The organism is Streptomyces sp. NPDC006687 (assembly GCF_040636215.1).
Classification (GTDB): domain Bacteria; phylum Actinomycetota; class Actinomycetes; order Streptomycetales; family Streptomycetaceae; genus Streptomyces.
The window spans coordinates 421,860-434,657 of record NZ_JBEYJJ010000003.1; the positions used below are offsets into that span (position 1 = coordinate 421,860).

Below are 12,798 nucleotides of genomic sequence, written 5' to 3' on the forward strand. Positions count from 1 at the left end.
AGCGCCGCCGGGTCATGGTCCGGGGCGTCGTACAAGGCGTGGGCTTCCGACCGTTCCTGTACGGCCTGGCCACGGCCATGGAGCTGTCCGGCCACGTGAGCAACACCCCGGAAGGCGTGGTGGCGGAGGTCGAGGGGGCGCCGTCCGCCGTGGCACTGTTCTGCGACCGGATCGCCTCGGAGGCGCCCCCGCTGGCCGTGGTGGAGTCCGTCGAACACCGGGACGTTCCTGCCTCCGGCGGTGCGGGGTTCACCATCATCGCCTCCCGGTCCGAGGGACGGGGGCGCACGCTGGTTTCGCCGGACGTGGCCACCTGCGCCGCGTGCCTCGCTGAGCTGGGCGATCCGGCCGACCGGCGCCACCGCCACCCGTTCATCACCTGCACGCACTGCGGCCCGCGCTTCACCATCGTCACCGGCCTGCCGTACGACCGGTCCCACACCACCATGGCCGGCTTCCCGATGTGTCCCGACTGCGCCCGCGAGTACGCCGATCCGGCCGACCGTCGGTTCCACGCGCAGCCCGTCGCCTGTTCCGACTGCGGGCCCCGCCTGCGTCTGCTGCGCACCGCCGGGGGTGGCACCCCGAGTGAGGTGCCCGCCGCGGACCCCGTCGCGGAGGCCCGCAGGCTCCTGGCCGACGGCGCCGTCCTCGCCGTCAAGGGCCTCGGCGGCTACCACCTGGCATGCGACGCCTCCCATGCCGAAGCCGTGGCCCTGCTGCGCCGTCGTAAGGCCCGCGGCGACAAGCCTTTCGCCCTCATGGCCCGCGACACCGCCGATATCGAGCACCTCGTGCACATCGGCCCCGCGGAGCGCGTACTGCTGACCGGCGGGGTGCGGCCCATCGTCCTCTTGCGGCGCCGGGCGGCGCCGCCACCGAGGGCAGGGGCTCCCGAAGTGGCGGACGCGGTCGCGCCCGGCAGCCCGGACCTGGGTGTCATGCTCCCCTATACACCCCTGCACCACCTGCTGCTCGGCCTGCCCACAGACCCCGCCGGGCCCCGCCTGCTCGTCATGACCAGCGGGAACACGGCCGGCGAACCCATCGTCACCGACGACGCCGAGGCACTGGAGCGGCTGGCTCACCTGGCCGACGCCTGGCTCACGCACGACCGCCCGATCCAGGTGCCGTGCGACGACTCCCTGGTGCGGGTGTGCGACGGAGAACTCATGATCCTGCGCCGCTCACGCGGATACGCCCCCCTGCCGATCACCCTTCCGGTGCCCGTCAGGCCGACCCTCGCGGTCGGGGGAGACCTGAAGAACGCCTTCGGCCTGGCCGACGGGCGCCGGGCCTGGCTGTCCGCCCACATCGGGGACATGGACGACCTCGCCACGCAGTACGCCTTCGAGCGCGCCGAGCGGCAGCTGGAGTCGATCACGGGGGTGGAGCCCCTGGCGCTGGCCGCCGACCGGCACCCCGGCTACCGCTCCGGCCGGTGGGCCGAGCGGCACGCGGCCGGCCGGCCGCTCGTCCGCGTGCAGCACCATCACGCCCACGTCGCGGCGGCGATGGCCGAACACGGGCTGGACGGCACCCACCAGGTGATCGGCGTCGCCTTCGACGGCACCGGATACGGCGACGACGGGGCAGTGTGGGGCGGGGAGTTCCTGCTCGCCGACTACGACGGCTTCACCCGGTTCGCCCATCTCGCCTATGTCCCACTGCCCGGCGGCGACGCCGCCGTGCACCGGCCCTACCGCATGGCACTGGCCCATCTGCGCGCGGCCGGCATCGACTGGACGGACGACCTGCCCTGCGTAGTGGTCTGCCCGCCCGACGAGAGGCGGGTACTGGAAGCCCAGATGAAGCGGAACCTGAACTGCGCACCCACCTCCAGCATGGGCCGGCTGTTCGACGCCGTCTCCTCGCTCGCGGGGGTGTGCCACCGGGCCGGATACGAGGCGCAGGCCGCCGTCGAACTGGAGGCCGCGGCGCTCACCGCCGAGAGCGCCGCGGACGGCCGTACCGGCTACGCGTTCGCCCTCCGGCCCCCTGAGAGGGCTGTCGGGGCCACGTGGACCGCCGACCCCGCGCCCGTCGTGGCGGCGATCGTGGACGACGTACGCGCCGGTGTCCCCCCGGCACTCGTCGCGGCACGCTTCCACCGTGCGGTCGCCGCCCTCGTCCACCGCACCTGCGTCGTGGCACGCGAGCGGCACGGGCTGGACACCGTCGCCCTGACCGGTGGGGTGTTCGCCAACGTTCTGCTCTCCTCGGCGTGCGCCGAGGCGTTGCGGAAGGACGGTTTCACGGTGCTGCGCCACCACCAGGTGCCCCCGAACGACGGGGGCCTGGCGCTCGGCCAGCTGGTGATCGCCGGACACAGAACCGCCGACTGACGCCCCACCCGCAAGGCGGGGGCACGGACCACCACAGCGAGGAGAAAGCCCCATGTGCCTGGCGGTACCCGGGAAAGTGATGGACATCGAGGTTCGTGACGGCACTCGTATGGCCACCGTCGACTTCGGCGGCGTCGTGAAGGAGGTGTGCCTGGAATACCTGCCGGACCTCCAGGTCGGCGAGTACGCCATCGTGCACGTCGGGTTCGCCCTCCAGCGCCTGGACGAGCAGTCGGCGAGGCAGACGCTCGACCTCTTCGCGACTCTCGGGATGCTCCAGGAGGAGTTCGCGGACCCGTGGGAGCTGGCCGCGGAGGCGGGGGGAGCCCAGTGGCCCGATGGAAGTGAAGCGCCGCAGGAGGCCCAGAAGTGAAGTACATCGACGAGTTCCAGAACCCCGACCTGGCCCAGCGCCTGCTCGACGACATCCGTTCCACGGTGACCAGACCATGGGCCCTGATGGAGGTGTGCGGGGGCCAGACGCACACGATCATCCGGCACGGCATCGACCAGCTTCTCCCCGATCTGGTGGAGTTGATCCACGGGCCGGGCTGCCCCGTGTGTGTCACTCCGCTGGAGGTCATCGACAAGGCGCTGGAGATCGCCTCCCGACCCGAGGTGATCTTCTGTTCCTTCGGGGACATGCTCCGCGTGCCCGGCACCGGCCGCGACCTGTTCCAGGTCCGCGGTGAGGGAGGCGACGTACGGGTGGTGTACTCCCCGCTCGACGCCTTGCGGATCGCCAGGGAGAACCCGGACCGCGAGGTGGTGTTCTTCGGCATCGGTTTCGAAACCACCGCGCCGCCCAACGCCATGACGGTCCACCAGGCGCGCCGGCTGGGCATCCGGAACTTCAGCCTGCTGGTGTCCCACGTGCGGGTCCCCCCGGCGATCGAGGCGATCATGCAGTCCCCGGACTGCCGGGTCCAGGCATTCCTCGCGGCCGGACACGTCTGCAGCGTCATGGGCGTCGGTGAGTACCCCGCGCTGGCCGACCGGTACCGCGTCCCCATCGTGGTCACCGGATTCGAGCCGCTGGACATCCTGGAAGGCGTACGCCGGACCGTACGGCAGCTGGAGCGCGGCGAGCACACGGTCGAGAACGCCTACTCGCGTGCGGTCCGGCCCGAAGGGAACCCCTCTGCCCTGGCCATGCTGGAGGACGTGTTCGAGGTCACCGACCGGGCCTGGCGCGGCATCGGAGTGATCCCGGACAGCGGCTGGCGGCTGTCCCCCCGCTACCGGGACTACGACGCCGAGTACCGCTTCTCGGTGACCGGCATCCACACCCGGGAGCCGGCCGAGTGTCGTAGCGGCGAGGTGCTGCAAGGCTTGCTGAAGCCGAACGAGTGCGAGGCGTTCGGTACCACCTGCACCCCCCGCAGCCCGCTGGGGGCCACCATGGTCTCCAGCGAGGGGGCGTGTGCCGCGTACTACCTCTACCGGCGTCTCGACGCCACCACCGCACCCCGGGAGGCGAGCCCCGTTGCCTGACATCACCGAGCTCCGTGTGCCGGACCTCACCGCATGGACCTGTCCGGCTCCGCTGCGCGACCATCCCCGTGTGGTGATGGGCCACGGGGGCGGCGGTGCACTCTCCGCCGAACTGGTGCAGCACATCTTCGCGCCGGCCTTCGGCGGAGCGGTCCTGGCCCAGCTGGGCGACTCCGCCGCCGTGTCGCTCGGCGGAGCCCGACTGGCCTTCTCCACCGACTCCTTCGTCGTGCGGCCGCTGTTCTTTCCCGGCGGGAGCATCGGCGACCTCGCCGTCAACGGCACCGTCAACGACCTGGCCATGAGCGGCGCCCGGGCCGCGTACCTGTCCTGCGGGTTCATCTTGGAGGAGGGCGTAGAGGTCGCCCTGGTGGGGCGCGTGGCCGAGGCCATGGGGGCGGCCGCGCGAGCGGCGGGGGTGGAAATCGCGACCGGCGACACCAAGGTCGTGGAATCCGGTCACGGGGACGGCATCTACATCAACACCTCCGGGATCGGCCTCATCCCGGCAGGGGTCGACCTGAGGCCGCAGCGTGTCGTCCCGGGCGACGTGGTGATCGTCAGCGGTGACATCGGGGTCCACGGCGTGACGATCATGAGTGTGCGCGAGGGCCTGGAGTTCGGCGTCGAGATCGAGAGCGACTGCGCGGCCCTCGGCGGGCTCGTCGAGGCCATGCTGGCGGTCACCACGGACCTGCACGTCCTGCGGGACCCCACCCGCGGCGGCCTGGCCGCCGCGCTCAACGAGATCGCGGCTGCTTCCGGCACCGGTGTGGTCATCCAGGAACGCAGTGTCCCGGTCCCGCCGACCGTGGCCAATGCCTGCGCCATCCTGGGCCTGGATCCGCTGTACGTGGCCAACGAGGGCAAGCTGGTCGCGTTCGTCCCCCGCGCGCACGCGGACGCGGTTCTGGAAGCGATGCGCGCGCACCCCCTGGGCGCGGCGGCGACGGTGATCGGTGAGGCCGTGGAAGCACACCCCGGCATGGTGGTGGCCCGCACGGGCCTCGGGGGCACACGCGTGGTCGACCTGCCGGTGGGGGAGCAGCTGCCCCGGATCTGCTGACCGCCGCCTGACCGCCGCCTGACCGCGCCGCCGCGCCGCCGCGGTGGCGCGGCGGCGCGGACCGGGCTGTTCTAACCCCGCTTGTGCTTGTCGGGCGGGTCCTGCGGGTCCACGCCCGTGAAGGCGGAGGCGTCCTTGCTGCCGCTGGGGCGCTGGGAGCGGCCCTTGCGTCCCCGGTCGAGCATGCCCTTCTCGTCGTTCGCCATGGCGTGGTCCTCCCCCCGGTCGCTGACGCTCTCGACGGTGTCACCCGGGACCGGCTTCTTCTCCTCCCGGGAGGTCTTCCGGCCCGGGCCCTTCTCAGGGGCGTACTCGTCCGGATGGAACGAACGGTGCGCGCTCGGGTTGTCCTGCTGGCGCGTCTCGTCCACGTCCGGTGCCCAGCCGTGCTGGTGCTTGCCCTGGTGCCTGCTCGGCCCCTTGCCGTGTGACGGCTGGGACGACTCCGGCTTCTTCGCCATAACGTGGCCTGCCTGTCCTGTGACGGTGATGGCCGGTGGATACGCGCGCCATCCCATGAATGGAGTGATTCTCCCAATTTATGCACATATTGGCCATATGGGGCACGGTCCCGCCGCCGGGCCGATGAGGGAGAGCCGGGGCAGGTCCGGGAGGTAGGCGTGGCCGGCGCGGAGCCTGGAGGTGCGCAGGCGTTCGACCGGGCTGCGAGACCCGCGCCGTCGCGTTCCGTCGTCCGGATGAAGGTCAGTTCGGCTCCAGGCCGTGCGATCCGCCGGCGGCCGGCCCCGTCGCGCATCGAAGCCCGTCGCGTCGCCGAGTTGCCGCCCTCGGGCGGAGCGAGGGATTCCTTACCGCTCGTAACAGGGGAAATTCGTCCGGTAGTAATTAGGTGAATCGCTGACTGAACTTCCGTCAGCAAGCCTCACCTGGTTATCTCGATTCCATAACGACATCGCCGAAATGGCCTGGACCTATACGCGTCTGTAGATGCAACTCGCTTTGTTCTCAAGCTACTTGATGGATCATCAGATTCAGTCAGCAAGGTAACGGTCAGATATCTCGAACGCCATTCCCGTTTGTCCGAATTCTCCGCCGCGCCCCTCTGGCAGGCTTCCGTGCACCCACTCCTCCGTACCAGGATTTGAGGTGCGCATGACGGCCACCGTCGAGAGAAAGGCGAACGCCGACGCACGCCCGGCCGGTCGATTCTCCATGCGGCGAGCGCGCAGGAGACAGGCGGCATCCGGCACATCCGCTGCGTGACGGCCGCGGACTGCGCGCCGACCACGTGGGCAACCGCCCGCACTGCGGTGCACGGCTGATCGAGCACCACGCCTCCACCGCACTACCGCGGTGGCATTTTCAGATCAAGGAGCATGATGCACAAACGTCGCGTGTCCCGCCGCAAGAAGGCGCTGACAGCCACGGTCACCGCCGCACTCTCCGGCGGTCTGCTGTTCGGCTTCGGTGCGCTCGCCCAAGCCGATGTGGTGAGCGGCACGGTCATCGGCGGGCAGGGCAACTACACGACCGTCAACCACCGGGCCAAGCCGTCCCTCTCGGCCCAGGTGAACGGTTCCTCGAAGGTGGGCGACAGGATCCAGATGTCCTGCCGGACCACCGGCGACACCGTGGAGAACAACCCGCGGTGGATCTACACCGGCTCGTACTACATCGCTGACGCCTTCATCAACGAGAACACCACGGCCCTGCCGGTCTGCGGTTCGACGCCGAACCCGAAACCCACCCCCACGACCGCGAAGACGCTCAGCATCGACATGCAGAAGCAGGTCAGGACCCAGTGGTGCTGGGACGCCTCCGGAGTGACCATCGCCAAGTACTGGGGCCGCTCCGTCAGCCAGCAGCAGTTCTGCCAACTCGCCGCCCAGGGCTCCTGGGTGGACTGCAACAACCAGCCCGCGACGCTGGAAGACATGGCCAACGGCCTGGCCCGACTGGGGCTGGGCAACAGCGGCCGCAGCCTGTATCGCAACGCCTCGTTCAGCGAGTCGGCAGCCGAGATAGCCGCAGGCCGGCCGTTCGCCGTCCGGATCGGCTGGCGCACCGGCGGTGGTCACATGAACGTCGTCTACGGCTACGACAGCGCCACCAACATGGTCGCGGTCGGGGACCCGTGGCAGACCACCCAGACCTACACCTGGTGGAACCACGCCACTTACGTGAACAACAACTCGTTCCAGTGGACCCACTCCCGCATCGGGATCCAGGGCTGAGGAGAGGACCGACCATGCAGACCACCCGACACATCAAGCACACGGCAGTCCGGGCCGCTGTCCTCGCCACGGCCGCACTCGCCGCGGCCCTGAGCGGAATCGTTCCCGCACAGGCTGCGGAGGGCGACGGCATCGCGGGCTACCCGTCCGCCCAGCAGGCCGTCCGCAGCGACCAACTCCGCGACACGGTCTCCCGCTTCCTGGTCTCGGCCCGGCAGCACGGCACCGGCGCGGACGGCGGCACCGTCGGCACCCCCGGCAACGCACCCGCCGCGGTCGCCGCGCCGCCCGGGTTCGCTCTGAAGGACCCGGTGCCGATGTTCGAGATCAGCCCCGAGTTCGTGACCGGCAAGACCCAGGCGACCCCGCAGACCGCGATCCGGCTCTCCTACCTGGCCTCCCGCGTGACCGCCTCCGACGGCAGGAACGCCGCCGTACTGCTCGCACCCAAGGGGGCTGCCGCTACGACGGGAAGCGGCCCGCAGAACGTCGGTGCCGAGGGCTGGCAGCTGGCCGGCATCCGGGACGGGGACGCCGAGGTCGGCTTCGCCGAGCGCGGCACCGCACAGGCCCGTACCTTCACCGAGCCGCAGATCCACGCCTGGTACCGGCTCACCGCCGACGGTATGGTCGAGCCGCTCAACGAGGAGGCGACCACCGGCCTCGGCGGAAAGCGCGGCGTCACCCTCGCCGCCTACCAGAAGCTGGTCACCAGCCGCTACGGCGACAAGATGCCCGGCTCGGAGTACGACCGCAAGGGCCTGGCCGGCGGGTACGCCGGCCTCGTGGAGGCACAGCCGGAACCGGTCGCCGCCGCGTCCGGGACACCGGCGGCCGAGGGGTCGTGGCAGCCGATCTCCGTCGCCGCGGCCGCGGCGCTGGCGGCGATCGGCGGTGCGGTGGTGTACGTGCGCCGTCGGCAGACGGCGGCCCTCCGCTGACCCGGCCCCAAGAGGGCCGGGCCCCGCAGGAGCGAAGCCCACTGGGCGAAGACAGCCGACGAGATCCTCGACAAGGCCGCCGCCTACTGCCACCGGATCTCTGACTCAGGTCACCAGGGGGCGGCGGGGTGTGCCTCCAGCACCGACTTCAGGTTGCGCAGGGTGGCTCGGATGTTCTTGCGCTGGAACTCGGCGAAGGTGTGCCCGCGCGTCGCGATCCTGTCGAACGTGTTGGCCACCGGGTCGGGCCAGCCGGTCCGGTCGTCGGTCCACGTCTCCGTCACCTCGGTGCCCCCGGGTACGGCGGTGAAACGGTACTCCCAGGTGGCGATCGGGCCGCGCAGCCACGGGCGGCGCAGCCCGATGGCGTGGACCTTGAACCGGAAGACCTCGTCCGGTTCGGCGGCGGTCACCGTGCAGCGGGTCGTCCAGCGGAACGCGCCGCGCTTGTTGCGACCGTCGAAGACCATGCCGACCCGAGTCGCGGTGCCGGGTCCCTCGGCGGGGGTCGCGCCCAGGTTCTCCGGGCTCCAGCGGCCCATGAGAGCGGGGTCGGAAACGTGCTGGTAGACCGTCGACGGGTCGGCCGCGACGACGATGGTGTCGCAAACACTGAACGTGCGGGGCATGTGGCTCCCTCCTCGGACCACGACGGTAGCGCTCGGCGTCACGCCCGCACCCAGGGCCCCCGCCACGGAGCCCCTCTCAGGTCCCGCGCCGGCCCGGCTGAACGGCGGCGTCGAGGGCTCCGAGTACGTGTGCCGAGGTATCCCGGTGAGTCCGTGGTGAGCGTGCGGTGAGCGGTCGCCGCGACGGTTGGGTCATCGCCGGATCCGCCGCGGACCGGCCATCGAACAGGGAGCGACGATGAACGATCTGACCGGCAAGACGGCACTGGTGACCGGCGGCTCGCGGGGCATCGGCCGCGCGGTCGCGCTGCGGCTGGCGGCCGAGGGCGCGCTGGTCGCCGTCCACTACGGAGGCAATGACGAGGCGGCCAAGGAGACCGTGGCCCGGATCGAGGAGGCGGGCGGGCGGGCGTTCGCGATCCGGGCGAGGTTCGGCGAGGACGGCGCGCTGGACCGGCTGTTCGAGGAGCTGGCCGCGGGGCTGGCGGCCGCCGGGCCGGCCGGGGCCGGGCTGGACGTCCTCGTGAACAACGCGGGCATCAGCTCCGGCAACCCGATCTCGCAGGTCACCCCGGAGGAGTTCGGCAGGCTGCTGGAGATCAACGTCACCACTCCGTTCTTCGTGATCCAGCGCGCGATGGCGCTGCTGAACGACGGCGGCCGCATCATCAACATGGGCTCCACGGCCAGCAGGTTCGCGGTATCGACCCAGATCGGCTACACGATCACGAAGGCGGCGCTGGAGTCCATGGCACCGTCGCTGGCCAACGAGCTCGGCCGTCGCGGCATCACGGTGAACACGGTCGCGCCCGGTGCGGTGCGCACCGACATGACGGCGGGCTACACCTCCATCCCCGAGGTCGTCGCCGGGCTGGAGTCGATCACGGCGCTGGGGCGGCTGGGCGAGCCGGAGGACGTCGCGGACGTCGTCGGGTTCCTGGCCGGCCCGCAGGGCCGCTGGGTGACCGGCCAGACCGTCGACGTGTCGGGCGGAACGTTCCTCGGCCCGATCACCCCGTGACCGCCTCCGCCTCCGCCCCCGTGACCGCTTCCGCCTCCCCCCCGTGACCGCCTCCGCCCCCCGTGGCCGCCTCCGCCCGCATGAGAGCCCGCCGCATCCGGTGACCGCGCCCCGTGACGGTCCGCCGCGCCCCCTGACCACCGCCCTGGCGCCGTGCCGTGAATAATCAACCGCCATGAGGTTCGGCATACTTGGTGAGACCCGGGCATGGCACGGCGGCGGCGAGGTCCCGCTGGGCGGTCCGGCACGGCGGGCGCTGCTCGCCCTGCTGCTCGTGCGCCCCGGGGAGGTCGTCTCGGCGGACCGGCTGGCCGAGGAGATCGACCCCGCCGGGACACGGTCGGCGCATTCGCTCCAGTCCCAGGTGTCCAGGCTCCGGGCCGCACTGGGGGACGGGGCGGCGATCGAACGGGCCGGAGCGGGCTACCGGATCCTCGTCGATCCGCAGGACGTGGACGCCTCCCGGTTCGAGCGGCTGGCCGGGGAGGGCCGTTCGGCGCTGGCGGACGGCGATGCCGGGCGGGCGGCCGTGCTGCTGAGCGAGGCCCTGGAGCTGTGGCGGGGACCGGCGTTGGCCGACCTGCCCGAGAGCGAGACGGCCCAGGCCGCCGCCGTACGGCTGGAGGAACACCGGCTCGGGGCGCTCGAAGACCGCATCGAGGCCGGCCTCCGGCTCGGCGAGCACCGGGCGGCCGTACCGGAGCTGCGCGAACTGGTCGCGCGCCATCCGCTCCGGGAACGGCTGGCGGGGCTGCTGATGCGGGCGCTGTCCGCGGAGGGCGGGCAGGCCGAGGCACTGGTGATGTTCGAGGAGACCCGGCGGCACCTGGCCGAAGAGCTGGGCGCCGACCCCTCGGCCGAGTTGACCGCGCTGCACCGGGAGCTGCTGAGCGCCGACCCGGAGCCGACGCCCGCCGCGCCGCCCGCGCAGCTGACGAGCTTCGTGGGCCGCGCCGACGAGGTCGCCGAGGTCGCGGAGATGCTGCGGGTGGCCCGGCTGGTCACCCTGACCGGGCCCGGAGGCGTCGGCAAGACCCGGCTGTCGGTCGAGGCCGCAGGTCTCGTGGGCGCCGGGGGTGCCGCGGGCGGCGCCGCGGACCAGGTGTGCTTCGTGGAGCTGGCCCCGTTGCGCGACGGTGCCGGGCTGCCGCAGGCCCTGCTGGCCGCCCTCGGCCTGCGCCAGAACGGCCTCCAGATGGACGGCGGCGCGACCACGCCCGTCGACCGCCTGATCGCGGCGCTGTCCGATCAGGTGCTGCTGCTCGTCCTGGACAACTGCGAGCACCTCGTCGACGACGTCGCCGGCCTCGCGGCGCGACTGCTGGCGACCTGCCCGCGGCTGCGCGTGCTCGCGACGAGCCGGGAGCCGCTCGGCATCATCGGCGAGAGCCTCTTCCCGGTACGGCCGCTCGACGCCGACGCGGCCGTACGGCTGTTCACCGAGCGCGCCGCGGCCGTACGGCGCGGCTTCACCGCCGCCCCCGGGACCGTACGGCGGATCTGCGCGGCGCTCGACGACCTGCCGTTGGCCATCGAGCTCGCGGCGGCGCGGTCGCGCACCCTGGACGTCGACGACCTCGCGGAACGGCTCGACGACCTGCTCGGTGTCGCCCGCGGCAACCGGACGGCCGACGAGCGGCACCGCACACTGCGCTCGGTGGTCGCGTGGAGCTGGGACCTGCTGTCCGAGTCCGAGCAACGGGCCGCACAGCGGTTCACGGTCTTCGTCGGCGGCGCGACGGCCGAGTCCGCGGCGCGGGTGTGCGGCATCGACGGCGAGACACTGGAGTCGCTGGCCGACAAGTCGCTGCTCGACGCCGCGGGCGGCCGCTACCGGATGCTGGAGACGATCCGGGCCTACGGCGCCGAACGGCTCGAGGAGGCGGGCGAACACGACTCCCTACGGCGCGCCCACGCCCGGCACCTCCTGGAGCTGGTGCGCACGGCCGATCCGCATCTGCGGCGGGCCGAGCAACTGGAGTGGCTGCCCGTCGTCGCGGCCGAGCACGGTGACCTGCTGGCAGCGCTGCGCTGGGCGGTGCGCGAGCCGGAGGTGAAGACGGCCTTCGAGCTGCTCGCCACGGCGTTCACCTACCTGTGGATCCGGGGCGCGTCCGCGTCCGTCGCACCGATGGCGACCGAGCTGCTCACGGCGGTGGGCGAGGCGGTTCCCGACGGGCTCGGCGAGGAGTACGCGACGTGCGTGCTGCTCGCCGCGTCGGCGTCGGGCGACGCCGGGGGACAGGTGTGGCAGCGGCACCGCGCGGCGGCCGGGAAGGCGCTGGCGGCCGCGTGGCCCGGCGACCGGCGGGGCCGCCACCCGGTCACGCTGTTGCTGTGGATGATGCGGAACGCGGTGGGTCCCGATCCGCAGGGCGCGTACGAGCTCGTCTCCTCCCAGCGGGACTGCCCGGACCCCTGGGCACGGGCCGCCGCCCACTACGTGTCGGGATTCGGGCACCTCGGCAAGGGTGACCCCGAGGCGGCCGAGGACGCCTTCGGCCGCGCCCTGGACGGATTCCGTTCGCTCGGCGAACGCTGGGGTGTCGCTCTGGCCCTGGGCTCGCTCGCCGACACGGCGGGCGCGCGCGGCGACCGGACGCGCGCGATCGCGCTGACCGACGAGGCCCTCGTACTCACCGGACGGCTCGGAGCCCTGGAGGACAGCGCCGACCTCCTGGTCAACCGGGGCGACCACCTCGCCGGGGACGATCCGGTGGCGGCCCGTACCGACTACGCCGAGGCCGCCGCGCTCGCCCGCCGCGCCGGCAGCTCCACCTACCTCGCGGCGGCCCTGCGCGGCCTCGGCGACATCGCCCTGGCGCAGGGGGACCTCGCCCTGGCGGAACAGCGGTACACCGACGCGCTGGAGCAGACCGACCCGCACTGGATCAAGAGCCTGGGGCCCCGGGTGCGCGCGCTCTCGGGCCTCGGGCGCGTCGCCGCGGCCCGGAACCACCACGCCGAGGCGCGCAGGCGCTACCGGCAGGCCGCCGAGGCCGCCGACACGGCGGGCGCGCCCGTACCGGAGGTGCTGCGCATGCTGGGGCTGGCGCAGGACGTCGTCGAGTCCGTCCTCAAGGGTGCGGCATCGGGCCGGTGAGGGC

10 protein-coding genes are annotated in these 12,798 nt (G+C 72.3%); 8 read left to right on the top strand and 2 right to left on the bottom strand.

Annotation, left to right across the window (positions count from 1 at the left end):
* The first annotated feature begins 14 nt into the window (after positions 1–14).
* Genes hypF through hypE form a run of 4 tightly spaced genes read left to right on the top strand, consistent with a single transcriptional unit; the run spans position 15 to position 4,905 of the window.
* Complete coding sequence (hypF, locus tag ABZ716_RS06340) at positions 15–2,345, top strand: carbamoyltransferase HypF (protein WP_358957096.1); 2,331 nt, start codon at positions 15–17, stop codon at positions 2,343–2,345.
* 52 nt (positions 2,346–2,397) lie between these two features.
* Positions 2,398–2,718, top strand: a complete 321-nt coding sequence (locus ABZ716_RS06345) for a HypC/HybG/HupF family hydrogenase formation chaperone (RefSeq protein WP_358812587.1) — start codon at positions 2,398–2,400, stop codon at positions 2,716–2,718.
* A complete protein-coding gene (hypD, locus tag ABZ716_RS06350) occupies positions 2,715–3,839 on the top strand; it encodes a hydrogenase formation protein HypD (RefSeq protein ID WP_358957005.1) in 1,125 nt (374 codons plus the stop codon). Before ABZ716_RS06345 ends, hypD begins: the two co-directional genes overlap by 4 nt.
* Positions 3,832–4,905: a hydrogenase expression/formation protein HypE gene (gene hypE / locus ABZ716_RS06355; protein ID WP_358957007.1), complete on the top strand. Its 1,074-nt coding sequence runs from the start codon at positions 3,832–3,834 to the stop codon at positions 4,903–4,905. The genes hypD and hypE overlap by 8 nt, the downstream gene beginning before the upstream one ends.
* A 71-nt stretch (positions 4,906–4,976) precedes the next feature.
* Here hypE and ABZ716_RS06360 read toward each other — a convergent pair whose 3' ends face one another.
* Positions 4,977–5,366: a hypothetical protein gene (locus ABZ716_RS06360; protein WP_358957010.1), complete on the bottom strand. Its 390-nt coding sequence runs from the start codon at positions 5,364–5,366 to the stop codon at positions 4,977–4,979.
* A gap of 876 nt (positions 5,367–6,242) precedes the next feature.
* On the opposite strand from ABZ716_RS06360, the gene ABZ716_RS06365 reads away from it, so the two are divergent.
* Positions 6,243–7,100, top strand: a complete 858-nt coding sequence (locus ABZ716_RS06365; RefSeq protein WP_358957013.1) for a papain-like cysteine protease family protein — start codon at positions 6,243–6,245, stop codon at positions 7,098–7,100.
* Between the two features lie 14 nt (positions 7,101–7,114).
* Positions 7,115–8,041 carry a hypothetical protein gene (locus tag ABZ716_RS06370; RefSeq protein WP_358957015.1) on the top strand — a complete coding sequence of 309 codons (927 nt, stop codon included), beginning with the start codon at positions 7,115–7,117 and terminating at the stop codon, positions 8,039–8,041.
* Between the two features lie 110 nt (positions 8,042–8,151).
* On the opposite strand, the gene ABZ716_RS06375 is transcribed toward ABZ716_RS06370, so the two are convergent.
* Positions 8,152–8,670: an SRPBCC family protein gene (locus ABZ716_RS06375; RefSeq protein WP_358812581.1), complete on the bottom strand. Its 519-nt coding sequence runs from the start codon at positions 8,668–8,670 to the stop codon at positions 8,152–8,154.
* Positions 8,671–8,908: 238 nt separating this feature from the next.
* On the opposite strand from ABZ716_RS06375, the gene ABZ716_RS06380 reads away from it, so the two are divergent.
* Both ABZ716_RS06380 and ABZ716_RS06385 read left to right on the top strand, forming a co-directional pair.
* The gene (locus ABZ716_RS06380; protein WP_358957017.1) at positions 8,909–9,691 is read left to right on the top strand and encodes an SDR family oxidoreductase; all 783 of its coding nucleotides are present in this window, start codon (positions 8,909–8,911) and stop codon (positions 9,689–9,691) included.
* A 175-nt stretch (positions 9,692–9,866) separates the two neighbouring features.
* Positions 9,867–12,794 carry a BTAD domain-containing putative transcriptional regulator gene (locus ABZ716_RS06385; protein ID WP_358957020.1) on the top strand — a complete coding sequence of 976 codons (2,928 nt, stop codon included), beginning with the start codon at positions 9,867–9,869 and terminating at the stop codon, positions 12,792–12,794.
* The last annotated feature ends 4 nt before the right edge of the window (positions 12,795–12,798 follow it).